This is a genomic window from Acinetobacter sp. NigerLNRRAM0016 (assembly GCF_054112845.1).
Genome location: NZ_JBSYVT010000014.1, coordinates 1 through 24,045, shown reverse-complemented (window position 1 = coordinate 24,045; position 24,045 = coordinate 1). Strand labels below are relative to the sequence as shown.

General features: G+C 43.3%; 25 protein-coding genes and 1 riboswitch. Of the genes, 13 read left to right on the top strand and 12 right to left on the bottom strand.

The features are described from left to right. Positions 1-60: 60 nt before the first annotated feature. Positions 61-149: riboswitch (glycine riboswitch) on the bottom strand. 206 nt (positions 150-355) lie between these two features. The 6 genes from rodA to ACWQ4X_RS10340 form a co-directional block, all read right to left on the bottom strand. After that, positions 356-1,492 carry a rod shape-determining protein RodA gene (gene rodA, locus ACWQ4X_RS10365; protein ID WP_457903584.1) on the bottom strand — a complete coding sequence of 379 codons (1,137 nt, stop codon included), beginning with the start codon at positions 1,490-1,492 and terminating at the stop codon, positions 356-358. Positions 1,493-1,617: 125 nt separating this feature from the next. Next, on the bottom strand, positions 1,618-2,346 hold the full coding sequence (gene ispD, locus ACWQ4X_RS10360) for a 2-C-methyl-D-erythritol 4-phosphate cytidylyltransferase (RefSeq protein WP_142768864.1): 729 nt from the start codon (positions 2,344-2,346) through the stop codon (positions 1,618-1,620). Then, complete coding sequence (ftsB, locus tag ACWQ4X_RS10355; RefSeq protein ID WP_457903583.1) at positions 2,300-2,701, bottom strand: cell division protein FtsB; 402 nt, start codon at positions 2,699-2,701, stop codon at positions 2,300-2,302. Before ftsB ends, ispD begins: the two co-directional genes overlap by 47 nt. Positions 2,702-2,718: 17 nt before the next feature. After that, on the bottom strand, positions 2,719-4,008 hold the full coding sequence (gene eno / locus ACWQ4X_RS10350; protein ID WP_457903582.1) for a phosphopyruvate hydratase: 1,290 nt from the start codon (positions 4,006-4,008) through the stop codon (positions 2,719-2,721). A 44-nt stretch (positions 4,009-4,052) separates the two neighbouring features. After that, the gene (gene kdsA / locus ACWQ4X_RS10345) at positions 4,053-4,910 is read right to left on the bottom strand and encodes a 3-deoxy-8-phosphooctulonate synthase (RefSeq protein WP_374527433.1); all 858 of its coding nucleotides are present in this window, start codon (positions 4,908-4,910) and stop codon (positions 4,053-4,055) included. Positions 4,911-4,946: 36 nt separating this feature from the next. After that, complete coding sequence (locus ACWQ4X_RS10340; protein ID WP_100240681.1) at positions 4,947-6,584, bottom strand: CTP synthase; 1,638 nt, start codon at positions 6,582-6,584, stop codon at positions 4,947-4,949. A gap of 227 nt (positions 6,585-6,811) precedes the next feature. Here ACWQ4X_RS10340 and ACWQ4X_RS10335 point away from each other — a divergent pair, with 227 nt between their 5' ends. Then, entirely contained in the window at positions 6,812-7,249 is a 438-nt protein-coding gene (locus ACWQ4X_RS10335) for an internalin (protein ID WP_457903581.1), read from the top strand. A gap of 71 nt (positions 7,250-7,320) precedes the next feature. On the opposite strand, the gene ACWQ4X_RS10330 is transcribed toward ACWQ4X_RS10335, so the two are convergent. The 4 genes from ACWQ4X_RS10330 to ACWQ4X_RS10315 all read right to left on the bottom strand — a co-directional run bounded on the left by ACWQ4X_RS10330 (position 7,321) and on the right by ACWQ4X_RS10315 (position 11,688). Then, a complete protein-coding gene (locus ACWQ4X_RS10330) occupies positions 7,321-8,415 on the bottom strand; it encodes a YheT family hydrolase (RefSeq protein WP_457903630.1) in 1,095 nt (364 codons plus the stop codon). Positions 8,416-8,434: 19 nt separating this feature from the next. Beyond that, a complete protein-coding gene (locus tag ACWQ4X_RS10325) occupies positions 8,435-9,151 on the bottom strand; it encodes an SGNH/GDSL hydrolase family protein (RefSeq protein ID WP_457903580.1) in 717 nt (238 codons plus the stop codon). Positions 9,152-9,190: 39 nt separating this feature from the next. Then, complete coding sequence (locus tag ACWQ4X_RS10320; RefSeq protein ID WP_457903579.1) at positions 9,191-9,598, bottom strand: nuclear transport factor 2 family protein; 408 nt, start codon at positions 9,596-9,598, stop codon at positions 9,191-9,193. 62 nt (positions 9,599-9,660) lie between these two features. Continuing rightward, entirely contained in the window at positions 9,661-11,688 is a 2,028-nt protein-coding gene (locus tag ACWQ4X_RS10315) for an FAD-dependent oxidoreductase (protein ID WP_457903578.1), read from the bottom strand. A 133-nt stretch (positions 11,689-11,821) separates the two neighbouring features. Between ACWQ4X_RS10315 and ACWQ4X_RS10310 the strand changes: the two genes are divergently transcribed. Together ACWQ4X_RS10310 and ACWQ4X_RS10305 are read left to right on the top strand one after the other, a co-directional pair. Then, a complete protein-coding gene (locus ACWQ4X_RS10310; RefSeq protein WP_457903629.1) occupies positions 11,822-12,367 on the top strand; it encodes a PadR family transcriptional regulator in 546 nt (181 codons plus the stop codon). 12 nt (positions 12,368-12,379) lie between these two features. Then, positions 12,380-13,288 (top strand): alpha/beta fold hydrolase, encoded by a 909-nt coding sequence (locus ACWQ4X_RS10305; RefSeq protein ID WP_457903577.1) that lies wholly within the window; start codon positions 12,380-12,382, stop codon positions 13,286-13,288. A 19-nt stretch (positions 13,289-13,307) separates the two neighbouring features. Here ACWQ4X_RS10305 and ACWQ4X_RS10300 read toward each other — a convergent pair whose 3' ends face one another. After that, entirely contained in the window at positions 13,308-14,222 is a 915-nt protein-coding gene (locus ACWQ4X_RS10300) for a LysR family transcriptional regulator (RefSeq protein ID WP_100240675.1), read from the bottom strand. 115 nt (positions 14,223-14,337) lie between these two features. Here ACWQ4X_RS10300 and ACWQ4X_RS10295 point away from each other — a divergent pair, with 115 nt between their 5' ends. The 10 genes from ACWQ4X_RS10295 to ACWQ4X_RS10250 all read left to right on the top strand — a co-directional run bounded on the left by ACWQ4X_RS10295 (position 14,338) and on the right by ACWQ4X_RS10250 (position 23,617). Further along, positions 14,338-15,447 carry a muconate/chloromuconate family cycloisomerase gene (locus ACWQ4X_RS10295; protein WP_457903576.1) on the top strand — a complete coding sequence of 370 codons (1,110 nt, stop codon included), beginning with the start codon at positions 14,338-14,340 and terminating at the stop codon, positions 15,445-15,447. Positions 15,448-15,462: 15 nt separating this feature from the next. Further along, positions 15,463-15,753, top strand: coding sequence for a muconolactone Delta-isomerase (gene catC, locus ACWQ4X_RS10290; protein WP_100240673.1), 291 nt, complete (start codon positions 15,463-15,465; stop codon positions 15,751-15,753). Between the two features lie 147 nt (positions 15,754-15,900). Then, positions 15,901-16,821 (top strand): catechol 1,2-dioxygenase, encoded by a 921-nt coding sequence (gene catA, locus ACWQ4X_RS10285; protein ID WP_100240672.1) that lies wholly within the window; start codon positions 15,901-15,903, stop codon positions 16,819-16,821. Between the two features lie 83 nt (positions 16,822-16,904). Beyond that, positions 16,905-18,290: a benzoate 1,2-dioxygenase large subunit gene (gene benA / locus ACWQ4X_RS10280; protein ID WP_161933899.1), complete on the top strand. Its 1,386-nt coding sequence runs from the start codon at positions 16,905-16,907 to the stop codon at positions 18,288-18,290. Then, entirely contained in the window at positions 18,287-18,796 is a 510-nt protein-coding gene (gene benB / locus ACWQ4X_RS10275; protein WP_457903575.1) for a benzoate 1,2-dioxygenase small subunit, read from the top strand. Before benA ends, benB begins: the two co-directional genes overlap by 4 nt. A gap of 76 nt (positions 18,797-18,872) precedes the next feature. Beyond that, positions 18,873-19,889: a benzoate 1,2-dioxygenase electron transfer component BenC gene (gene benC, locus ACWQ4X_RS10270; protein ID WP_457903574.1), complete on the top strand. Its 1,017-nt coding sequence runs from the start codon at positions 18,873-18,875 to the stop codon at positions 19,887-19,889. A 291-nt stretch (positions 19,890-20,180) separates the two neighbouring features. Continuing rightward, complete coding sequence (gene benD / locus ACWQ4X_RS10265; RefSeq protein WP_457903573.1) at positions 20,181-20,966, top strand: benzoate diol dehydrogenase BenD; 786 nt, start codon at positions 20,181-20,183, stop codon at positions 20,964-20,966. A gap of 53 nt (positions 20,967-21,019) precedes the next feature. Beyond that, positions 21,020-22,240 (top strand): benzoate/H(+) symporter BenE, encoded by a 1,221-nt coding sequence (gene benE / locus ACWQ4X_RS10260; RefSeq protein ID WP_457903572.1) that lies wholly within the window; start codon positions 21,020-21,022, stop codon positions 22,238-22,240. 29 nt (positions 22,241-22,269) lie between these two features. Next, positions 22,270-22,950 carry a 3-oxoacid CoA-transferase subunit A gene (locus ACWQ4X_RS10255; RefSeq protein ID WP_457903571.1) on the top strand — a complete coding sequence of 227 codons (681 nt, stop codon included), beginning with the start codon at positions 22,270-22,272 and terminating at the stop codon, positions 22,948-22,950. A 13-nt stretch (positions 22,951-22,963) separates the two neighbouring features. Continuing rightward, on the top strand, positions 22,964-23,617 hold the full coding sequence (locus ACWQ4X_RS10250; protein ID WP_457903570.1) for a 3-oxoacid CoA-transferase subunit B: 654 nt from the start codon (positions 22,964-22,966) through the stop codon (positions 23,615-23,617). A 228-nt stretch (positions 23,618-23,845) separates the two neighbouring features. On the opposite strand, the gene ACWQ4X_RS10245 is transcribed toward ACWQ4X_RS10250, so the two are convergent. Beyond that, the coding region (locus ACWQ4X_RS10245) for a hypothetical protein (protein WP_457903569.1) at positions 23,846-24,045 on the bottom strand (200 nt) is incomplete at its 5' end.

Sequence of the window (24,045 nt, the reverse complement as noted above, 5' to 3'; positions counted from 1 at the left end):
ATATAACCATCCCCTTCGGTGAGTGCCCTTTTTATCTTTATGCACTTCTCTCCAGATTTTGAAATTATTACAGTCCTTCTGCCTGAGAGTTTCCGGGGTCGTTGCTCCTTCGGCGAGCACATACTGTGCTTCTCTCCTGCAATAATTGCTTCTTATAATATGAGCAATATATATACCATTTGCGAGTACAAAATACACAAATTTCATGCAGTATTATGCTAAAGCCGCATAATTTCATTTATTTCAATTTAAATTCATATATTTATAGAACTATTATGATGTTGAAATTTTAATGTAGTGGCGATGAAAAATTATGTCAAAGTATAAAAAAAGCCCCTTTCGGGGCCAATGTATCTTAACGGTGCGTATGTACCGACATCACAATACCCATGCCAGCCAGCAGTGCAATCACCGCGGTACCTCCATAACTCATTAAAGGCAATGGATCACCTGTGACAGGTAAAATCCCACTGATCATGCCTGAGTTTAGAAAAACGAAGAAAAAGAAGGTTAAACCAATCGCACTGGCCAACAGACGACCATAGTTATGGAATGAATTCAGACCAATCATCATACAGCGGAAAATAATTGCGGCATAAAGTGCAAATAGGAACATGACTCCTAAGAATCCGAATTCTTCCGAGTAGGTCGATAAAATGAAGTCGGTATGATGTTCAGGCAAATATCCTAAATGTGATTGAGTTCCTTCCAGATAGCCCTTGCCCATCAATCCACCAGAACCAATTGCAATTTTGGACTGAATAATATTCCAGCCTGCACCGAGCGCGTCAGATTCAGGGTCAAATAACGTCAACACCCGTTTCTTTTGATACGTCTGTAGTACATACATCCACAGCACAGGCGCGGCAACCGCTAATGCAGCAAATGCTCCCAAAATCAGGCGCCATGACATACCACTTAAAAACAGCACAAAAATCCCTGGAATAATCAAACCAATGGATAAATCGGGCTGCAATGCCACCAATACAAACGGTACAAACATAATGACCAGTGCCCCCAAAATATGAATCAATTTGGGTGGAAATGGCTTTCTAGCAAAATACCACGCCATCATGAGTGGCATAGCAAACTTCATGAATTCACTCGGTTGCACACTGCCAATGCCGGGCACCGTCAACCAACGTTTTGCCCCTAAGCGTGTATCACCTATCACCAATACCAGAACCAATAGCACAATCGAAATCAAATAGAAATATGGACTGGTGGCTTGATAAACCTTGGGTGGAATCTGCGCACAGATAAACAACAGAATAAAGCCCACCCCAAAACTGGTTGCTTGACGTAGCACCATACTCATATCTTCAGCCGTGGCGCTATAAACCGCCATCAGACCAATAATCGAGTTAATGATCAACAGTCCTAATAACCAAGGATCTAAACGCAAACGGTGCCATTTGGAGGAATCGTCCTTAATACTTCGACCATCACGCAGGGATTGGCGTAAGAAACGATACTGTTGAGAAGGTATCATCTTGAGAGGCAATACAGCTAAAAGAGCAGAGTATAAATTTAAAGTGCAGCAGAGTGAATGCTTAATTCCATGTTCAGCGCATTTATTTCGTAAACGCACTCTACTGGGGTATTAAAACCCAAACATTATGCTTGTGAACGGGTAATTAAACGCGCCAACTGCAAATCATCGGGATAGGTAATTTTGATATTATCCGAACGCCCTTGCACCACATTGACTGGATGCCCTGCATATTCAAGTGCACTGGCTTCATCGGTAATCACTTGGCGGTTTTGTAGAGCCTGCTCAATCGCCTGCTTTAAAACCCCCAATTTCGCCATCTGCGGCGTTTGTGCTTGCCACAAAGACTCACGGCTAACCGTATTACTGATTAAATCTTGCGTTTGTACCAGCTTTAAGGTGTCTCGCACAGGAATCGCAAGAATGGCCGCTTGATCAGTTTCAACTGCTTTATTGACCAATGCGTGCAAGGCATCTAAGGTGACACATGGACGTGCAGCATCATGCACCAATACCCAATCATTTGCATCTGCAATTTGTGTAAGATGATTCAAAGCATTCAGTACAGAGTCAACGCGCTCTTTACCACCAGCACAAAAATGGGCTTTTTCTGCGGCAGCTAAGGCTAAAGTTGAAATCACATCATCATCTGGTGCTATAGCAAGTACGTAACCTGCTAAAGCCAGACCGTTTAATCGCTCCACCGTATGTTCAAGCACGGTTTTATGATCAAGCAATTGATATTGTTTTAATTCAGACTGAGAAAAACGACGTCCAGAACCAGCAGCAGGAATCACCACCCAAAGCTTATTGTGCATTGACTGGCTCTGGTGGGATGGGATTGTCGTCTTCATTTGTACGTAAATCTGTTTTGGCGTTTGGATCAATATAAATCGGTTTGTATTGCGTACTGATGGTGCTCATTTGCACAAAGGTTTCACGCGGTTTGATTAAACCCAAATCTAAACGTGCATGTTCTTCTATGGCTTCAACACCATTTTTTAAATCATAAACTTCTGCGGCTAAAACACGATTACGTTCTTTTAGCTCATCATTGATTTCTGTTTGTTGTTGGATTTTTTGGGTCAGTTGCTGATGATCGTGATAACCACCTTCACCAAACCAGAATAAATACTGAAACCCTGCGATCAGTACGATCACAAGGCCCAATAGTAATTTACTCGCAACGGAGTCAAATACATTTAACATAGATAGCATTCAATCGCTTAGTTCAAACCTTTGAACTCAGCTTTACCGCGATAGATCGCGTTAGTCAACTCTTCAATACGAAGCAATTGGTTATATTTTGCAACACGGTCAGAACGGCAAAGTGAACCCGTCTTGATTTGACCAGCCGCTGTACCTACTGCAAGATCCGCAATGGTAGAATCTTCAGTTTCACCAGAACGGTGAGAGATGACAGTTGAGTAACCATTTGCTTTAGCAAGGTAGATTGCATCTAAAGTTTCAGTCAAAGTACCAATTTGGTTGTACTTAATCAGAATAGAGTTACCTACTTTCTGGTCAATACCACGTTGTAAAATCTTAGGATTCGTTACGAATAAATCGTCACCAACCAATTGGATTTTGTCACCAAGGATTGAAGTCAAGTAAGACCAACCTTCCCAGTCAGACTCATCCAAACCATCTTCAATAGAGATAATTGGATATTGGTTTACAAGACCTGCCAAATAGTCAGAGAACTGGTTGCTTGTAAATGCTTTATTGCCTTCACCTGCAAGGATATATTGACCATTTTTGTAGAATTCTGAAGATGCACAGTCAAGCGCAAGCATAATATCAGAACCAGCTTTGTAACCAGTTTGACCAATGGCTTCAAGAATAACCGTAATTGCTTCTTCGTTTGAACGCAAGTTCGGTGCAAAACCACCTTCATCACCTACAGCAGTGTTTAAACCTTTTTTGTTTAAAACTGATTTTAGAGAATGGAAGATTTCAGCGCCCGCACGTAATGCTTCAGCGAATGAAGTGAAGCCAACTGGCTCAATCATGAACTCTTGGATATCAACGTTGTTGTCTGCGTGTGAACCACCATTGATGATGTTCATCATTGGTACAGGCATGCTCAAAGTTGTTTGACCACGTAAATCTGCGATGTATTGGAAAAGAGGAATTTTCTTTTCAGTCGCAGCAGCACGTGCAGCAGCCAAAGAAACAGCTAGAGTTGCGTTAGCACCTAGTTTTTCTTTGTTTTCAGTACCATCAAGCGCGATCATCGTGCTATCGATGTCTTTTTGCTCAAATACTGATTTACCCACTAAAGCGTCACGGATTAAAGTGTTTACGTTGTTAACCGCATTTTTAACACCTTTACCCAAATAGCGCGCTTTGTCGCCATCACGAAGTTCTAAAGCTTCACGAGAACCAGTTGAAGCACCAGAAGGTGCACATGCACGACCTACAACACCAGATTCTAGGATAACGTCTGCTTCGATGGTTGGGTTACCACGAGAGTCCAAAATTTCACGTGCACGAATGTCAACGATTTGGCTCATGAATAATTCCTCAGTTGATTAATAACGAGATGCCTTAGAAAGCATCAATGAGTATCTAATTTTGCGAAACCTTTTACCAAGGTATCTAATTCTTTTAGCTGCGCTAAGAACGGCTCAAGCTGCGACATGCGCAAAGCACAAGGACCGTCACATTTGGCTTTTTCAGGATCTGGATGTGCTTCCAAGAACAAACCTGCTAAACCCGTTGCCATACCTGCACGCGCTAATGTCGTGATTTGCGCACGGCGACCGCCCGCAGAGTCTGTACGACCACCAGGGGTTTGAAGTGCATGGGTCACATCAAAGAACACAGGAACATTCATTTCTTTCATAATGTCGAAGCCCAACATGTCTACAACAAGGTTGTTGTAGCCAAATGCAGAACCACGTTCACAGAGAATGAGTTTGTCATTTCCAGCTTCTAGGCACTTATGCAAAATATGACGCATTTCATGCGGTGCAAGGAATTGTGCTTTTTTAATGTTGATAATGGCATCGGTTTTCGCCATTGCTTCAACCAAGTCAGTTTGACGGCTTAAAAAAGCAGGTAACTGAATGATATCAGCCACTTCAGCCACTGGAGCCGCTTGATACGGCTCGTGTACATCGGTAATGATTGGCACATTAAAGTGCTTTTTAATGTCAGCCAACCATTCAATTCCTTTTTCCAAACCAGGACCACGGAATGAATTTAAGCTCGAACGATTCGCTTTATCGAAACTTGCTTTAAACACATAAGGGATGTCTAAGCGCTTGCAAATATCAACATAGGTTTCTGCAATTTCAAAAGCTAAATCTTTTGACTCTAATACGTTCATGCCGCCGAATAGTACAAATGGCAAGTGGTTTGCCATTTGTATATCGCCTAAACGTACAATTTCTTGTGGTTTTAATTGTGACATTTAAACTTTCCTAGTTTAGTCCTAGACATACTTTATTTAAGCTTTTTGATGTTTTGCTTTCGCTGCACCAATGAAACCTGCAAATAATGGATGTCCATCACGTGGAGAACTGGTAAATTCTGGGTGGAATTGTACAGCAATAAACCAAGGATGTTGAGGAATTTCAACAGTTTCAACTAAATGTTGCACTGGAGAGTAACCTGAAACCTTCATACCCGCAGCTTCAATTGCAGGAATGAAACGGTTGTTCATTTCGTAACGGTGACGGTGACGCTCGATAATTTCAGCCTTACCATACACTTCACGTGTTTTTGTGCCTTCAACCAATTCAGATTTCTGTGCACCTAAACGCATCGTACCGCCAAGGTCAGACTCTAGGCTACGCTGTTGAACTTCACCACGCTCATCTAACCATTCTGTAATCAAACCAATTAATGGTGATTTAGTTGAACGGTTGAATTCTGTAGAAGTCGCATCTGCAATACCCGCAACGTTACGTGCAAATTCAATTACAGCCAACTGCATGCCTAAACAAATACCAAGGAATGGTACATTGTTTTCACGCGCATACTGAATCGCTTTCATTTTGCCTTCAGTACCACGCTCTCCAAAACCACCTGGTACAAGAATCGCATCAGCATCTTTCAATGCAGTTGCTACATCTTGGCTTTCAAGATCTTCAGCATTTACATAATCAATTTGAACTTTAACGCGATTTTGAATACCTGCATGTAACAATGCTTCGTTTACAGATTTATAAGCATCTGGAAGTTCAACATATTTACCCACCATCGCAACACGAACCGTGTATTCAGGATTTAACAATGCTTCTACCACATTGTCCCAATCTGAAAGATCCGCTTCTGGCAAATCATTGAAGCCAAAACGTTCGCAGATTAAATCGTCAACGTCTTGTTCATAGAATGTGCGAGGAATTTGATAAATCGTTTTCGCATCTTTACATACCACAACCGCACGTGCTTCTACGTTGGTAAACAAAGCGATTTTACGTGTAGTGTCTGCATCAACGTCGTATTCAGTACGGCAGATTAAGATATCTGGTTGAATACCAATTGAAAGCAACTCTTTTACAGAGTGTTGTGTTGGTTTGGTTTTTAACTCAGCCGCAGACTTGATATAAGGCAACAACGTCAAATGCATAAGCATGGTACGTTTATGACCTAATTCAACCATAAGCTGACGTACAGATTCCATGAATGGGAGAGATTCAATGTCACCTACTGTTCCACCGATTTCTACGATGGCAACGTCATAACCTTCGCCTGCGCGAAGTACACGTTCTTTAATATTATCTGTAATGTGGGGAATTACTTGAACAGTACCACCTAGGTAATCACCACGACGTTCTTTATTAAGTACGTCTTGATAAACACGGCCAGAAGTAAAGTTATTGAGCTTGGTCATTTTTGCACGACGCAAGAAACGTTCGTAATAACCCAAATCCAAGTCAGTCTCAGCACCATCTTCTGTGACAAAAACTTCACCGTGCTGGAATGGGCTCATCGTCCCTGGATCGACATTAATGTATGGATCCATTTTGACCATGGTGACTTTTAAACCACGGGCTTCTAAAAGTGCAGCAACTGAAGCAGCTGAAATACCTTTACCTAGTGATGAAACTACACCACCAGTAACGAAAATAAAATGGGTCATTAAGTTTCTCGTACAATGGAGCCTAAATCGGCCTACAATGTTGTGCGATTTTACTTTACTCTGCACCTAGAAAGCAAAGTCAATTAGCAGCAATTCATAGATCAATAAACAATTGGCTATTCTATCAGCATTTCCGATAAAAATTTAGTAGGGAATCTCAGGATTTTTCATCTGTAATTTTACTGCTATACTACGTGCACTCTATTTATGCTTTATTTTGTGCAATTATGAATAAGAAATTTTTAATTTGTGGCGCCCTTGCAATGGGTTTACTACTTACGGCATGTGTGAAAAAAGAAGAGCCGAAGGATGAACAAACTGACACTGCTCAAGCTGCATCAGAACCGACTGAACAAGTCCAGTTCCAACCATTAGAAGCATCGCAACCAGAAGCTGAAGTTGTGATTCCTGCTCAAGTTGAAGTAGAGCGTCAAGAAACACCAAATACGACAACTGAAATTCGTCGTGAAGAAACGCCTAAACCAGCAGCAACTCAAGCCACTTCAACTCAAGCCACTTCAACTCAAGTGACTGAAGCGCCTAAAGCGGAAGTAAAACCAGCTCAAGTAGCTCCACAAACAAAACCAAATACAGCGACTCAGTCTGAAGATGATGCTGTTGCCGCTGCAATTGCTGCTGCTACACCTGCTTTAGACAACAAATAATTTAAAGCTTATTTGAAAAAACCAGTTCAATTGAACTGGTTTTTTCATGTGGATATGAAAACTACAACATCTTAATCTGCATGTAATTTCAGATAATCTGCCATTAGTTTTGCTGCCCAAGAGCGGGTCTGTGTAAAACCTTCATAAAAACCACAATGACTACCCTTTTTAGTGGTCACGACAATCACATTGTCCATGCGCTGAATCAGTGATTTGTACGGCTCAAAATTTTTGATGTGACACACGGGATCATCTTCCGAATTTAAAACCATCAATGGAATTTTGACATTTTCAAATACGTGAATTGGGTTAATTGCTTGGGTATAGCTGACATAATCCTTAAAGCCCGCCATTTCAAAATAACTTTTTTCAAATTCAGCAAGTGTTTTAACCGCGAGCACCTTTGGTAGCGATGCCACTGGCTGCCACGTTTGCACATAAGGGTGAATAAAAGTCTTAAACAACTTTTTGGTCATGACCTTACTATAAAACGGATGGATGTTATCAAAGCCAAGTTCGGTGTTATAGCCTGGACATAAGGCAAAAGCCGCTTTAAAAGGCGTATCGAATCCTTGCTCACCCAAATAGCGAACCAATAAGCCCGTACCCGCAGATGAACCCACCGCATATAAGCACGAGTCTGGAAATTGTTGCTGGATATATGCCACTTGTTCTTGTAAGTCTGAGGTTGGACCAAACAAACTCATTTTTGGTACAGGTAGCGGCAAATCCGCATGACCACGGCGTAAACATAAAGCAATGCGCCAACCTGTATGTTGATGTAAATCTCGCACTAACTCGCGCATACTGGCCAAATTTCCTGTGATGGTATGTAATACCAGAATGGTTGGCGTTTCTACGGGTAAATCTAAACCATACCAAGCGACCGCCGCAACCCCACCATCTTGCATGGTCAGTTGATCAATACGATTATATTCAAGCTGAATTCGACGCTTTTTCACCACATCAAAATACAGCAAATGCGCATGGGTATTCGACAACCACGGCGTCGGACGATATTTTTGCTGGAGTTGCGGCAACTTTTCCAATACAGCGCTACTGCTCCCTTGCGGGTCAAAGTACATTTTCGGCTGTTCAGCACCCGAAAGCGTATCTACCCACGCTGAACCAATCTCTTTGATTTTTTTTAAAGCGGATATGCTCATATTCATATATGACCTCTGACTATGAGTGAAAAGATTGCCATACCAATGCAGCGATTTGTTGCCCCCAAATGGCATAAATCTCTTTGCTTGGGTGAAAACCATCGCTTGCCATAGGCAAATTCATGGCTTGAAAAGTCTTGATATCGAATTGCAGGAACTCAAACTGTGCTTGGGGCGCTAACCAATGCTGTAACTGTTGATTCATCTGCGTGGCATATTGCCCAAACAACCATGCTAAAGGATGAGGCAATGCTTCAAAATATTGCATAGGTGGCACACCCGAGACAATAATCAGTCGAGGATGAAACCGATTTTGGATATCCTGAAACAATATTTGCTGCTGTTTCAGCCATTTTTTAGCAGACATGAGTTTGGTGACATCATTGACGCCAATCGAAGTCACGACTACATCATACTGTTGCGGTGCCAAAAGCTGCGTTGCTGCAATGACCTGTTGCGTGGTATCTCCAGTTTTCGCATGCAATTTCCAGCGCACCTGATATTCATCTTGTAAACACGACAAAATCGAACCCGAAAGTGCCTCTTGCTGTGATTCAACACCCACACCTGCTGCCGCCGAATCCCCTAAAATCAGCAAGGATAACGGTTGTCCTTGCCCGCAAATTCCAGCCCGATCACCACTGGCTTCTGCAAGGCGCGGTGTATTCTTGCGTACCTTGAGACCTTGCAAGACCACCACAGGTAACAATGCCAAGGTTGAAAGTTTTAACCACATTTTCATAACCTCTGATGATCGCGTGATTACGGGATAAACTTAGCCATGTTGAAAATGTTTGATCCGCTGCCCCATATGTGCAGCCAAAGCTTCCAAACCACTTTTCGGGCGAATCATCACTTCAAAATCGACAATTTGACCTTGCTCATTGAATTGAATCATATCAATGCCTTTCAGCATTTTATCATCGACATTGGCAGAAAACTCGAGTACCGCAGATTGTGCATTATCCGTCAAAAATTCACGATGATAAGTAAAGTTCTCAAAGACCTGAATCACATTGGTTAATATAAAGGTCACAACTGCTTTACCTTCATAAGGATGAAAGGCAACGGGAGATCGAAATACGACATCATCCGCTAAAATTTCATTTAACAAGCTCATGTCACGAGTCGCTAACATCTGATGCCATTGTTGTAATGCGTCTTGGGTTTGTTTTAATTCCATTGTTTTATTCTCTATCCAATCACTATCCAAATAAAAAAGAGGACCCGAAGGTCCTCCTGACTTTAGATGACAGCTGCTAATTCAGCACCTTGACGAATCGCACGTTTTGCATCCAACTCACCTGCTTCTTTTGCACCACCAATTAAGTGTACCGCTTTACCATCTGCTTTGAGTTGATCAAACATGGCTGTAAACGGCTCTTGTCCTGCACACACCACCACGTTATCCACTTCCAATAGCATTGGTTTTTCGTTCACAATGATATGTAACCCTTGGTCATCAACCTTTTCATAGCTTGCGCCCGCAATCATTTGCACATCACGGTTTTTCAAGCCTGCACGGTGAATCCAGCCTGTAGTTTTCCCTAAACCCGCACCCACAGTAGTCGGTTTACGTTGTAACAAAAAGATTTCACGTTCAGAAGCTTCAACTTCTGGCTGTTTTAAACCACCCACATTGCTATAGTCGGTATCAATACCCCACTCATCGTAGAATTTTTGCGGGTTTAAGCTACCACTTTCGCCTTCATGACTTAAGTACTCAGACGTATCGAAACCAATACCACCTGCACCAATCACTGCAACACGCTTACCCACAGGCTTACGCTCTTTTAAAACTTCGATGTAGCTCAACACTTTTGGATGATCGACACCTTCAAAGCTTAATTCACGTGGGGTTACACCTGTTGCAACCACGATGTCATCAAAGTTGGCTTGGCTGAGTTCTTCATAAGTTGCCTTATGGTTCAATTGCAACTTGATCTTCGGTTGTAACAATTCAATCTTACGCTTGAAATAACGTAAAGTTTCATAGAATTCTTCTTTACCCGGTACAGTTTTCGCAATATTGAACTGACCACCAATTTGGTTCGCTGCTTCAAAGATCGTCACGTTGTGACCACGCTCTGCTGCATACGTTGCAAAACTTAAACCTGCTGGACCCGCACCAATTACCGCAATATTTTTCGGTTGACCTACTTCTTTGAAGATTAATTCGGTTTCATAACATGCACGTGGATTGACTAAGCAAGTTGCAATCTTCATCGAGAAGATGTGATCTAGACATGCTTGGTTACAACCGATACAGGTGTTGATTTCATCGCTACGCCCTTGTTCTGCTTTCAGTACGAACTCAGGATCTGCCAGCATTGGACGCGCCATAGACACGATATCCGCATCACCAGATGCCAATACATGCTCAGCCATTTCAGGTGTGTTAATACGGTTAGACGTAACCAAAGGCACTTTAACGCTACCTTTTAACTTTTTGGTCACCCATGTAAATGCGGCACGCGGTACTTTGGTTGCAATGGTCGGAATACGCGCTTCATGCCAACCAATACCTGTGTTGATGATGGTTGCGCCCGCTTTCTCGATTTCTTTGGCTAAGTGAATCACTTCATCTAGGTTAGAACCTCCTTCGACCAAGTCCAGCATAGACAGACGATAAATGATGATGAAGTTTTCACCCACGGCTTCACGGGTACGTCTTACAATTTCAAGTGGAAAACGAATACGCTTTTCATAGCTACCCCCCCATTCATCATCACGATGGTTGGTACGTGCAGCAATAAATTCATTAATTAAGTAACCTTCCGAACCCATGATTTCTACGCCATCGTAGCCCGCATATTGCGCAAGCTTGGCACAGTTCACGAAATCATCAATGGTTTGCTGAACTTCAGCAGAGCTTAATTCTTTAGGGCGACTTGGGTTAATCGGGGCTTGAATTGCAGACGGTGCCACAATGTCTTTTTGATATGAGTAGCGACCTGTATGCAAAATTTGCAAAGCAATTTTACCACCAGCGTCATGTACCGCCTGAGTAATCACTTTATGGTGTTCAGCTTCTTCACGAGTATCGAGCTTAGAACCACCTTTAAAGGTTAAACCATGATCATTCGGTGAAATACCACCTGTCACAATCAGTCCCACACCACCTTTGGCACGTTCAGCATAAAAAGCTGCCATACGGTCGTAACCACCTGGTGCTTCTTCAAGACCAACGTGCATAGAACCCATCAAAACACGGTTTTTAAGCGTGGTAAATCCCAAATCTAATGGGGCAAGTAAATGTGGAAAATTGGACATGAGACCTCCATGGCTTGCAATGTGCTGGCTAAATTTGCTTTTATGCAACTTGTTGCACTAATTTATAATCTAATTTTGAAATCTATGCAACATGTTGCATAATGCTTTTAACTTAAATCTGTTGAAAACCATTATGTCCTTAGCGCATGTTCTTCTGACCAGTCTGATTGAAAAACCAAGTACAGGGATTGAGCTGGCACGACGCTTTGACCGTTCGATGGGCTTCTTCTGGAATGCCACGCATCAACAAATTTATCGTGAACTCAGTGCGATGCAGCAAAAAGGCTGGATTTCAACCATTGAAGATGAAAGTGCGACCAGTCGCAAAAAAACCTATCAAGTCGAACAAATGGGGCGTACCGAACTGGCTGACTGGATGGTCAAACAAAGCCCACCTGCGCAACTGCGTGAAGAACTGATGGTGCGCTTAAGAGCTGAAGCACAAATTGGTGAAGCCACCGTGTTGCCTGAATTAGAACGACACCTTGTCTTACATCAGGAAAAACTGAAAACCTACCAACTCATTTTCAATAAAGATTTCTCTTCATCAGAAACTGAAAATCGGACTTTATATATTCATAAAATGATTTTACAGTTAGGTATCAACCTAGAAGTTGGCTGGATTCAATGGCTTGAAGCCATGATTGCAGGTTTAAAAAATTTCGATTCACACAAATAAGAGAAAATAAATATGCCTTACTACCGCATGCCTGATCAGGAACAATTGTATGTTCGTGAATTTGGTCAGGGTAAACCTGTATTAGTGTTATCGGGTTTAGGCATGCAAAGTTGGCAATGGATGCCTTTTTTAATTCAGAACAGTAAACATTATAAGTTTATTATTCCTGACTGGCGTGGTTTTGGTCGTTCAAAGCACTGCCGCATACCTGAAATAGATGCCATTTCCAGTCATTGGCGTGATTTAGAGGCTTTAATCCAACAATTAAAGTATCCTGAATTCGCAGTGATTGCATTTTCCATGGGCGCGACCACGGCCATGCATGGTATGAAGTATGGCAATCTGAAACAGTACCTCAATCGTTATTTACATATCGATCAAGCACCTAAAATTGGCGTAGATTCGCAATGGCCTTATGGGCTACTGAGTCAGCAGCATTTGGACTTTAAAAAGCTGTTGGCTGAAATTTCCTTGTTCTTTTCGGCCTTACCGCCTGTCCAAAAACTTGAAGATTTAGAACCTGCTTCACGTCAGGAATTTATTAAGATTTGGAGTAAATTCATCCTATTACAGAACAATCATACTTTTAGTCCTGTACTTTGGAACACGGCTTTAAAATACGACAAATTACAAAAGCACTTGTTGCCCCTGCATCGACTGGACTATCTGGCGTGGTATATCAACAACTACTTGTATCATGATGAAGATTATCGTGAAGCGATTGCAGAACTGAGCTGTCCAACCACCTTTTTTATTGGTGAAAAGTCGACGCTGTATCCATCTCAAGGGCAAAAAATTATTGCCAACAGCGTCAAAAATGCCAAACAAGTGGTTTTTGAGCGTTCAGGTCATGCCATTTTGATTAATGAACCGTTCAAATTTAAGCGAGAAATCTCCCGCTTTCTTTCCAGTTACTATTAAAAACCAGACCCTCAGGGTATTAAAGCACCGCCCGATCATATTTAATCGCTTCAAGGTCATAGACCTGATAAATACAGTCAAACAAGGAGCGAATATCTTCACTTTCATCCATACTTCGGATGGCAAGAAAGATCGGGCTGACTGCGGCATCATCCAATACTGGAATATAGTTCAAGTGCGGAAACTGAATGCTACACGCACTTTCAGGCACAATACAGATTCCCTCGCCCGCGGCAACTAAGCCCAGTGCCAACTGAATTTCCCGCACTTCACGCAAGCTTCTAGGCTCTAAACCATATTCAGAAAATAAGCCGCGAACCTGCGTCGAGAAATTCGGTTTCGGGTGGCTAGGATAGAGAAACAAATTTTCTTCCACCAGATCTGCAAGGTATATGCCTTGTTTTTGTGATGCCAAGGGATGACTGCTATGTGCTGCTACCATCAACGGCTCTTCACGCAACAGTACGCGGCGAATTGCTGGGTCTGAAATACGTAATCGTCCAAAACCGACATCAATACGCCCTTCTTTCAGTGCCTGAATCTGGTCTTTGGTGCTCATTTCAATCAATTCGATTTTAAGCTGCGGCTGTTGCTGACGAAATAAGTACACAATTCGCGGCAATAAGCCATACAACAAAGACCCGACAAAGCCCATGGTCACTGTTCGCTCTACCATGCCCACCCGCTTGGTCATCGACTTGATTTCTTCGGCATTAGACAAAAGTTTAACCGCATGTTGATAGAAAAATTGACCTGCTGGCGTGGTCTGTAAAGGTCGACTACCCCGCTCAAACAATTGAATTCCGAGCTCGCCTTCAAGGTTTTGAATCTGCCGACTTAAAGGCGGTTGAGCAATAAAAAGTTTTTCTGCCGCCTTGGTAAAGCTTTGTTCCTCTACAACCGCTACAAAATAGCGTAGGTGTCTAAGTTCCATAAGACTTCATACCTTTTAAATATAATAAAATGCCAAAATGATCTTCGACAGGATTAGTTCATTCTTTTAAGGTATACCACATGAATTAGACAAATCAAGATAGCGAAGCCGAAAGATGTATAAATCGATTGAAACGTTGCTTGTAGAAATACCAACGATCCGCCCACACAAAATGGCGGTAGCAACGATGCAAACACAGACCTTGGTTCTGGTTAAAGTCACTACGGAAGATGGCTTTACTGGCTGGGGCGAAGCAACCACGATTGGCGGCTTAGGCTATGGCGAAGAAAGTCCTGAGAGCGTCAAAACCAATATCGAAACCTATTTTGCCCCATTACTCAAATCATTGTCAGGTTTGAATGTGGCACAAACCATACAAACAATTAAGCGCAATATCAATGGCAATCGCTTCGCGAAAAACGCGATTCAAACTGCATTGTTTGATATTCAAGCGCAACGTTTAGGCTTACCCATCAGTGAAGTACTGGGTGGTCGTTTAAGACATAGTGTCCCTGTACTTTGGGTCTTGGCTTCTGGCGATACCGAAAAAGACATTGCTGAAGCTCAGCAGATGATTGCCAGTAAACGACACAACACTTTTAAACTCAAAATTGGTTCTCGTCGCGTCGAAGAAGATGTGGAACATGTGTTAGCCATCAAACAAGCCTTAGGCTCAGATGTTTCTATTCGCGTCGATGTGAACCGTGCTTGGTCAGAACTTGAAGCGGTTAAAGGCATTCAGCAGTTACAAGATGGTGGTGTCGATCTGATTGAACAACCGTGTGCCATCGACAACATTGATGCCATGCAACGTCTTACCCGCCGTTTTGATATTGCCATCATGGCAGACGAATCGCTGATGGGTCCAGACAGTGCCTATCGCTTGGCGAAACGCAATGGCGCTTCGGTCTTTGCCGTGAAAATCGCGCAGTCAGGCGGTTTGGTTGAAGCCAGCGAAGTCGGGAAAATTGCCAAGCTGGCAGGAATTGATCTGTATGGCGGCACCATGCTTGAAGGTCCGATTGGCACCATGGCATCGGCACAGGTTTTTTCGACCTTTCACAATTTAGCATACGGCACCGAGCTGTTTGGCCCGCTGTTGCTCACAGAAGAAATCTTGAAAAAGCCGCTGCAATATCAAAATTTCGAGCTGATGTTGCCGACCACAGCTGGACTGGGTATTGAAATTGACGAAGACAAAATTGACGGAATGCGTCGCCAGTAATTGAAGGAATTCGACATGCTTTATCACGTACGAATGGATGTAAACCTGCCGCTGGATATGCCAGCTGAACAGGCCAATAAGATTAAAGCAGTTGAAAAAGCGTATTCGCAAGAACTGCAACAGCAAGGCAAATGGCGCCACATTTGGCGGATTACAGGTCAATACTCCAACATCAGTATTTTTGATGTCGAGAGCAATGAAGAGCTGCACAACCTGCTGCAAGGTTTACCGCTTTATCCCTACATGAATATTGAAGTGATGCCACTGAACCGACATCCCTCTTCTATTCGTGAGGATGACCGTTAAGTAAAAAGGATAATGGGAAGTCCGCTTCCTGAATTGTAAAAATTAATTGTAAAAAACGCCTGTATTCACAAGGAATGTGGCCCGCCAAGTGTATTGAAGTAATCAAGCATGCGCTAGCCACTCAAAGCATACTTAAGGAGCTATAGTATGAACCGTCAACAAATTGATGCCCTCGTAAAAGAAATGAACGTCGACACAGCAACTGGTCCTGTCGATGCACGTGTACAACAAATTGTTGTGCGCTTAGTGGGCGATCTATTCCAAGCGATTGAAGACCTCGACATCAGCCAGTCTGAACTTTGGAAAGGTCTGGAATATTTTACCGATGCAGGTCAAGCCAACGAATTAGGTTTGCTGGCAGCAGGTTTAGGCTTAGAACATTATTTAGACCTTCGTGCCGATGAAGCCGATGCCAAAGCAGGCATTACCGGCGGCACACCGCGTACCATTGAAGGTCCACTGTATGTTGCTGGTGCACCTGAATCTACAGGTTTTGCCCGTATGGACGATGGTTCTGAAACTGACAAAATTCCGACCTTGTTTATTGAAGGCACAGTAACAGATACCGATGGCAACATTATTGAAGGTGCCAAAGTTGAAGTGTGGCATGCCAACAGCTTGGGCAACTACTCATTCTTCGACAAATCACAATCTGAGTTTAACTTACGCCGCAGTATTTTGACGGATACTGATGGTCATTATGTGGCTCAAACTACGATGCCTGTAGGCTACGGTTGCCCACCAGACGGCACGACTCAAGCGGTATTGAATAAGCTTGGTCGCCATGGCAACCGCCCTTCACACGTACATTACTTTGTCTCTGCTCCTGGTTATCGCAAGCTAACCACTCAATTCAACATTGAAGGTGACAAATACCTTTGGGATGACTTTGCCTTTGCAACCCGTGATGGTTTAGTCGCAACTGCGGTTGATGTTACGGACGAAGCTGAAATTGCTCGTCGTGGTCTGAATCACCCATTCAAACACATCACCTTCAATATTGAACTGGTTAAAGATCAGCAAGGTGCGCCTTCAACCGAAGTTGACCGTCGTCGCGCTAGCGCTTAACCCACATTTTAGGAGCCGAAATGACATTTGAATAATATGTCATTTCGGAGAGTTCCCCACATTTGGAACCTCGGAGAACGGACATGCCTCGTATTCCTGTAATTAACACCAGCCATCTTGACCGTATTGATGAATTGCTTGTCGATGACTTTGAAACGGGTGAATTTAAACTGCATCGCTCAGTGTTTACTGATCAAGCCCTGTTTGACCTTGAAATGAAATACATCTTTGAAGGCAACTGGGTGTATTTGGCACATGAAAGCCAAATTCCAAATAACAATGATTTCTACACCACTTATATGGGACGCCAACCGATCATCATCGCGCGTAACCGTAATGGTGAATTGAATGCAATGATCAATGCCTGTTCACATCGCGGTGCGCAGCTTTGCCGTCATAAACGTGGTAACAAGGCAACGTACACTTGCCCATTCCACGGCTGGACGTTTAATAACTCAGGTAAATTGCTGAAAGTGAAAGATCCAAGCGATGCAGGCTATTCAGATTGCTTCAACCAAGAAGGTTCGCATGATCTGAAAAAAGTCGCGCGCTTTGAAAACTACAAAGGCTTCTTGTTTGGTAGCTTGAATCCAGATGTTCCTTCACTTGAAGAATTTTTAGGTGAAACCACCAAAATCATCGACATGATTGTGGATCAGTCTGAACAAGGTCTGGAAGTGTTACGTGGTGCATCAACCTACACTTACGAAGGCAACTGGAAACTGACTGCTGAAAATGGTGCCGATGGTTACCATGTCTCTGCGGTGCACTGGAACTATGCTGCGACAACCCAGCAACGTAAAGAGAAAGAAGCGGGTGATAACATTCGTGCTATGAGCGCAGGCTCTTGGGGCAAACAAGGCGGTGGTTCATACGGCTTTGACAATGGTCACATGTTGCTTTGGACACAATGGGCAAACCCAGAAGACCGTCCGAACTTCCCTAAAGCAGAAGAATATACTGAAAAATTCGGTGCACCAATGTCGAAATGGATGATCGAACGCTCACGTAATCTTTGCTTATATCCAAATGTATATTTGATGGATCAATTCGGTTCACAAATCCGTGTTTTACGCCCATTAGCGGTCAATAAAACCGAAGTCACGATTTACTGTATCGCCCCGAAAGGCGAAGCACCTGAAGCTCGTACCCGTCGTATTCGCCAATATGAAGATTTCTTTAACGCTTCAGGCATGGCAACACCAGACGATCTTGAAGAGTTCCGTGCTTGTCAGGCTGGTTATGCAGGCATAGAGCTGGAATGGAATGACATGTGCCGTGGCTCGAAACACTGGATTCAAGGTCCTGACGATGCTGCCAATGAAATTGGCTTAAAACCAAAACTCAGCGGCATTAAAACAGAAGATGAAGGTTTGTACCTTGCGCAGCATCAATATTGGCTAGAAACCATGAAACATGCCATTGCCTCAGAAAAAGCACTCGTGAATGAACAAGGAGAGATCGCATGAATGCCACAACAAATTTAGAGCGCACCTCTCTCGAACAAATTGCACAGTTCCTCTATCAAGAAGCACGTTTTCTAGATGATGAACAATGGGATGACTGGTTGAAATGTTATGCCCCATCTGCCTCGTTCTGGATGCCAGCGTGGGATGATGATGACCGTTTAACTGAAGACCCGCAGTCTGAAATTTCTTTAATTTATTACCCAGATCGTCAAGGGCTTGAAGACCGCGTGTTCCGCATTAAAACCGAGCGTTCTTCTGCAACCATGCCTGATACCCGTACCAGCCACAACATCAGCAATATTGAAGTAATGGCACGTGATGGCGACAAAGTGACAGTGCGTTTTAACTGGAATACCTTAAGTTTCCGTTACAAAACCAACTATAGCTATTTCGGCATGTCACGTTATGAAATCGATTTTTCAGGTGCTCAGCCACAGATTTTAAGTAAATACGTGGTCCTGAAAAATGACTATATTAATCAAGTGATTGACATACATCACCTCTGATTCAAGCGTTATCCCTTCAGTCAAATGGAATGTTGACTGAAGGTCAAGTTTCAAAGTTTTTAGTAGGATTCTAGCCATGTCAAACCACAATATTGCACTTCAATTTGAAGATGGTGTTACCCGTTTTATTAGCGTTGCTCAGGGTGAAACTTTGTCCGATGCCGCGTACCGTCAAAAAATTAATATTCCGCTAGATTGCCGTGACGGTGCTTGTGGAACGTGCCGAGCTTTCTGTGAGTCAGGAAGTTATGACATGCCTGAAGAAACCTATATTGAAGATGCCCTCACCCCTGAAGAAGCCGAGCAAGGTTATATTCTAGCTTGCCAATGCCGCCCAACATCTGATGCCGTGTTCCAAATTCAAGCTTCTTCGGATGTATGTAAAACTGAAATCCACCAGTTCCAAGGCACTTTATCACGTGTCGACAACCTATCTGACTCCACCATCACTTTTGATATTCAACTGGATGAAGGTCAACCCGATATTCATTTCCTTGCTGGGCAATACGTTAATGTTGCCATTCCAGGAACAACAGAAACACGCTCTTACTCATTTAGCTCTAAACCAGGTAATCGCTTAACAGGCTTTGTGGTACGTAACGTGCCAAATGGCAAAATGAGTGAATTCTTAAGTGCCAATGCCAAAGCAGGCGACAAAATGACTTTCACAGGTCCATTTGGCAGTTTCTATTTACGTAATGTGGTTCGTCCTGTGGTGATGCTAGCAGGTGGTACAGGTATTGCGCCATTCATGTCTATGCTGCAAGTGCTTGAAGAAAAAGGTTCTGAACAACCTGTTCGCTTGGTGTTTGGTGTGACCAATGATTTTGACTTAGTTGCCCTAGAAAAACTGGATGAGTTGGCACAGAAGCATGATTGGTTTGAGTATCGTACTGTAGTTGCCAATCCAGAGTCACAACATGAACGCAAAGGTTATGTAACAGGTCATATTGAAAATGACTGGCTGAATCATGGCGATGTCGACATCTACCTATGTGGTCCAGTACCTATGGTTGAAGCGGTTCGTGGCTGGTTAGACGCAGAAGGAGTTAAACCAAGCAACTTCCTGTTTGAAAAATTCTCTGCCAACTAATAAATAACCCAATATTTAAGTCATAGAAAAAATGATACGTGAAAACGTCATTCGCAATTGTTCGAGGCGGGACTGCTTGGCAAAAAGCATTTTCTGCGAGAAAAATATCAAATCATCAGTTTCTGATGAGTTTTGCGAATGACATTGGTTTTCCTTACTTTTCTTTTAGGAAAAGTAAGCAAAACCAAAGGTTAATCCGGTAATGGATATTGAGATGTTCGGACGCCGGCATGCCCAAATTGTATAAATTAAGAAATTCATCTTTACATTTGATGATGAGCGAGTTCAAAAATGGCGTCTAATCAAAGATTTTTAAACAAAGTAGTGATCGTGACGGGTGCTGCACAAGGCATCGGTCGTGGCGTGGCAACTCAGGTTGCTGCTGAGGGTGCGCAAGTGGTACTGGCAGATCGCTCTGACTATGTTGAAGATACCCTCATTGAAATTAAAGCCGCAGGTGGTCAGGCAGTCACCATTCAAGCAGATTTAGAAACCTATGCAGGTGCTGAATCTGTGGTTGCAAAAGCACTTGCGAGTTATGGACGTGTAGATGTATTAATAAACAATGTCGGTGGTGCCATTTGGATGAAACCTTTTCAGGAGTTTTCTGAAGAGGAAATTATCAAAGAAGTGAATCGTTCTTTATTTCCAACGCTTTGGTGCTGCCGAGCAGTTCTACCTGAAATGATTAAAAATCAGCAAGGGACCATTGTAAATGTCTCTTCTATTGCAACACGTGGCATTAACCGCGTGCCATACTCGGCCTCTAAAGGTGGCGTGAATGCACTGACGGCTTCTCTCGCCTTTGAACATGCGCAGGATGGCATTCGTGTCAATGCGATTGCGACAGGCGGCACTGAAGCACCACCTCGAAAAGTTCCGCGTAACAGCACCCCACTGACTGAAAATGAAAAAGTCTGGATGCAGCAAGTGGTCGATCAAACCATAGATCGGAGTTTCTTTAATCGCTATGGCACCATTCAAGAGCAGGTGAACGCCATCTTATTCCTTGCATCGGATGAATCTTCTTATATGACAGGTACTGTGGTGCCTGTTGGCGGTGGTGATCTGGGTTAAACCTATTTTATAAATTGCAGGATCATTGAATACATCAGCATGGAGGCAATGCAATGACAGCCCTGTTACAGACCTTAAAGCGCGACTGGTCCATTTCCGCAACAGTTGCAGGATTCTTAGCGGTACTGATTTCCTATTCAGGTCCTCTCATCATCTTCTTTCAGGCGGCACAACAAGCTCAGGTCCCCACCGACATGATGGCTTCATGGATTTGGGGAATTTCAATTGGTGCAGCACTTGCTGGAATATTTCTTTCTATCAAGTTTAAAGTTCCTGTGATTACTGCTTGGTCGGCTCCAGGAACTGCTCTTTTAGTGACTTTATTTCCACAGATTTCATTGAATGAAGCTGTGGCTGCCTACATTACCTCTGCGGTGGTCATTTTTATCATTGGGGCATCAGGTTATTTTGACAAATTGTTAAAGTGGATTCCTCAGGATATTGCCGCAGCAATGATGGCAGGCATCCTGTTTCAATTTGGACTCGGACTGTTTTTAGCGACCCATAGCATGCCGATGATTGTATTTGGCATGTTAGCGGTTTTTTTATTTGCTAAACGCTTGTGTCCACGCTATGCCATGGTCTGGGTGCTTTTTGCTGGTGTTGCTTTGAGTCTACTCTTAGGAAAGATGAATCCTATCACTATGGATTTTTCACTGGCGATTCCACATTTCATTCAACCTGAATGGACATGGAATTCCACTTTGAATCTAGCGTTACCCCTAATCTTGGTCAGCCTGACAGGACAGTTTTTACCAGGCATGGCGATTATGAAACTCAGTGGTTATGACACCCCTGCCAAGCCAATTATTACCACCACCAGTATTGCCTCTTTAGCAGTCGCCTGTTTCGGTGGCATCACCATCGTACTGGCATCTATTACCGCTGCTTTATGTATGGGTAAAGATGCGCATGAGCTTAAAGAAAAGCGTTATATCGCAGGCATTGCCAACGGCATTTTCTATATTTTAGGTGGTCTTTTTGCAGGCAGTATTGTGATGTTATTCAGTTTACTGCCGAAAGAACTGGTTGCAGCTTTGGCTGGTCTGGCTTTATTGGGTGCAATTGGCACCAATATCAGTGCTGCCATGAAAAATGAAACTCATCGCGATGCAGCCTTAATTACCTTTCTCGCCACAGCATCAGGCATGCATTTTTTAGGGCTAAGTTCTGTTTTCTGGGGCATCTGTATTGGTTTATTCGCACATGTGGTTTTAAACAAACGCTCTACTGAGCCCGCTACTTTATCCTCAACCCAATCAAGTAAAAGTTAGTCTGACCTGTATAGGGTCTAGGAAATATTATGATTGACAAAAGTAAAGCATCTCTGACCGAGGTGCTCTCCCAAATCACCGACGGCTCAACCATCATGATTGGTGGTTTTGGTACAGCAGGACAACCTGCAGAACTGATCGATGGTTTAATTCAACTCGGCATTAAAGACCTCACCATTGTCAGCAACAACGCAGGCAATGGCGATTATGGTCTTGCGAAATTACTCAAAGCCGGTGCCGTGAAAAAAGTCATCTGTTCTTTCCCGCGTCAGTCAGATTCTTGGGTTTTTGATGAACTCTATCGTACAGGCAAAATCGAACTGGAATTGGTACCTCAAGGTAATTTAGCCTGTCGTATTCAAGCTGCGGGCATGGGACTCGGTGCAGTCTTTACCCCTACAGGCTTTGGTACCTTATTGGCTGAAGGCAAAGAAACCCGACACATCGACGGTAAAGATTATGTGTTGGAATATCCGATCAAAGCCGACTTCGCTTTGATTAAAGCACAGCAAGGCGACCGTTGGGGCAATCTGGTCTATCGTAAATCTGCACGTAACTTTGGTCCAATCATGGCCATGGCAGCAGGTGTGACCATTGCTCAGGTGTCTGAAGTGGTGGAACTGGGTGAATTAGACCCAGAACACATCATCACCCCAGGCATCTTCGTTCAACATGTGGTGCAGGTACAACCTGAACCTGTTGCTGTGTAATCAGGAGACTTTCATGAGCTATCAAAAACTCAGCCGCAATCAGATTGCGGAACGTGTGGCACAAGATATTCCCGATGGTGCCTATGTGAATCTTGGGATTGGCTTACCGACCAAGATTGCCAGCTACCTGCCTAGCGACAAAGATGTGTTCCTGCATTCTGAAAATGGCTTGTTGGCTTTTGGTCCACCGCCAGCCGCAGGTGAAGAAGATCCTGAACTGATCAATGCTGGTAAAGAATATGTGACCATGTTGCAAGGCGGTGCCTTTTTCCACCATGGTGATTCCTTTGCCATGATGCGTGGCGGGCATTTAGATATCGCAGTCCTTGGTGCCTTCCAGATTGCCGCCAATGGTGATTTAGCGAATTGGCATACTGGTGCACCGGATGCCATTCCTGCAGTCGGCGGTGCCATGGATTTAGCCGTGGGTGCTAAAAAGGTGTTTATCACCACCGATCATGTCACCAAACAAGGTGAACCAAAAATTGTGGCAGAACTGACTGATCCAGCAACAGGGCTGAAATGTGTGGATCGCATTTACACAGACCTATGCGTGATTGATGTCACCGCAGACGGTTTAAAAGTGATTGAGAAAGTGGATGGCTTGAGCTTTGCAGAATTGCAGGCGATGACGGGTGCTCCATTGATTGATGCGACACAGGGATAATTAATCTCCCCTAACCCCTCTTTAAAAAAGAGGGGTAACTCCTCCCTTTTTAAAGGGAGGTTGGGAGGGATTAAAGAAATGAAAGAATACTCCCAGAGAAAGTCCAACAGCTCGTTCTTGTTACTTTTTTAAAGAATGAGTGACAACGTCACGCAAGGAAAACTTTGTCATCAACAAAACCTGTTCACTATGGACATCTATCCAATTGGATTGCAAAAACAATCCTGATCAGGATTTATGCAGGTTGTTGATGACGTTGAGCATGAGCAAATGCTGGGAAAGAATTTTAAAACTGTCTTTGCTTACATGATTAGCGACATGGATGTCGCCTCGTTGCTCAGCACAACAAGGATGTTGTGTCTGAGCAACAAAGGGTTTTGTCACTTTTGCCCTGTCAAAAGTGAGGCATTGCCTACGTAAAGGAAAAA

Excerpts from the sequence above, each read along its gene's own strand:
- ACWQ4X_RS10310 (WP_457903629.1), top strand. The coding sequence starts at position 11,822 with ATGTCCTTAGCGCATGTTCTTCTGACCAGTCTGATTGAAAAACCAAGT.
- benE (WP_457903572.1), top strand. The coding sequence starts at position 21,020 with ATGACAGCCCTGTTACAGACCTTAAAGCGCGACTGGTCCATTTCCGCA.
- kdsA (WP_374527433.1), bottom strand. The coding sequence starts at position 4,910 with ATGTCACAATTAAAACCACAAGAAATTGTACGTTTAGGCGATATACAA.
- ACWQ4X_RS10295 (WP_457903576.1), top strand. The coding sequence starts at position 14,338 with ATGTATAAATCGATTGAAACGTTGCTTGTAGAAATACCAACGATCCGC.
- ACWQ4X_RS10315 (WP_457903578.1), bottom strand. The coding sequence starts at position 11,688 with ATGTCCAATTTTCCACATTTACTTGCCCCATTAGATTTGGGATTTACC.
- catA (WP_100240672.1), top strand. The coding sequence starts at position 15,901 with ATGAACCGTCAACAAATTGATGCCCTCGTAAAAGAAATGAACGTCGAC.
- ACWQ4X_RS10300 (WP_100240675.1), bottom strand. The coding sequence starts at position 14,222 with ATGGAACTTAGACACCTACGCTATTTTGTAGCGGTTGTAGAGGAACAA.
- ACWQ4X_RS10325 (WP_457903580.1), bottom strand. The coding sequence starts at position 9,151 with ATGTGGTTAAAACTTTCAACCTTGGCATTGTTACCTGTGGTGGTCTTG.
- ispD (WP_142768864.1), bottom strand. The coding sequence starts at position 2,346 with ATGAAGACGACAATCCCATCCCACCAGAGCCAGTCAATGCACAATAAG.
- ACWQ4X_RS10340 (WP_100240681.1), bottom strand. The coding sequence starts at position 6,584 with ATGACCCATTTTATTTTCGTTACTGGTGGTGTAGTTTCATCACTAGGT.
- ACWQ4X_RS10335 (WP_457903581.1), top strand. The coding sequence starts at position 6,812 with ATGAATAAGAAATTTTTAATTTGTGGCGCCCTTGCAATGGGTTTACTA.
- benA (WP_161933899.1), top strand. The coding sequence starts at position 16,905 with ATGCCTCGTATTCCTGTAATTAACACCAGCCATCTTGACCGTATTGAT.
- ACWQ4X_RS10320 (WP_457903579.1), bottom strand. The coding sequence starts at position 9,598 with ATGGAATTAAAACAAACCCAAGACGCATTACAACAATGGCATCAGATG.
- benB (WP_457903575.1), top strand. The coding sequence starts at position 18,287 with ATGAATGCCACAACAAATTTAGAGCGCACCTCTCTCGAACAAATTGCA.
- ftsB (WP_457903583.1), bottom strand. The coding sequence starts at position 2,701 with ATGTTAAATGTATTTGACTCCGTTGCGAGTAAATTACTATTGGGCCTT.
- benC (WP_457903574.1), top strand. The coding sequence starts at position 18,873 with ATGTCAAACCACAATATTGCACTTCAATTTGAAGATGGTGTTACCCGT.
- ACWQ4X_RS10330 (WP_457903630.1), bottom strand. The coding sequence starts at position 8,415 with ATGAGCATATCCGCTTTAAAAAAAATCAAAGAGATTGGTTCAGCGTGG.
- benD (WP_457903573.1), top strand. The coding sequence starts at position 20,181 with ATGGCGTCTAATCAAAGATTTTTAAACAAAGTAGTGATCGTGACGGGT.
- eno (WP_457903582.1), bottom strand. The coding sequence starts at position 4,008 with ATGAGCCAAATCGTTGACATTCGTGCACGTGAAATTTTGGACTCTCGT.
- ACWQ4X_RS10250 (WP_457903570.1), top strand. The coding sequence starts at position 22,964 with ATGAGCTATCAAAAACTCAGCCGCAATCAGATTGCGGAACGTGTGGCA.
- ACWQ4X_RS10255 (WP_457903571.1), top strand. The coding sequence starts at position 22,270 with ATGATTGACAAAAGTAAAGCATCTCTGACCGAGGTGCTCTCCCAAATC.
- ACWQ4X_RS10305 (WP_457903577.1), top strand. The coding sequence starts at position 12,380 with ATGCCTTACTACCGCATGCCTGATCAGGAACAATTGTATGTTCGTGAA.
- rodA (WP_457903584.1), bottom strand. The coding sequence starts at position 1,492 with ATGATACCTTCTCAACAGTATCGTTTCTTACGCCAATCCCTGCGTGAT.
- catC (WP_100240673.1), top strand. The coding sequence starts at position 15,463 with ATGCTTTATCACGTACGAATGGATGTAAACCTGCCGCTGGATATGCCA.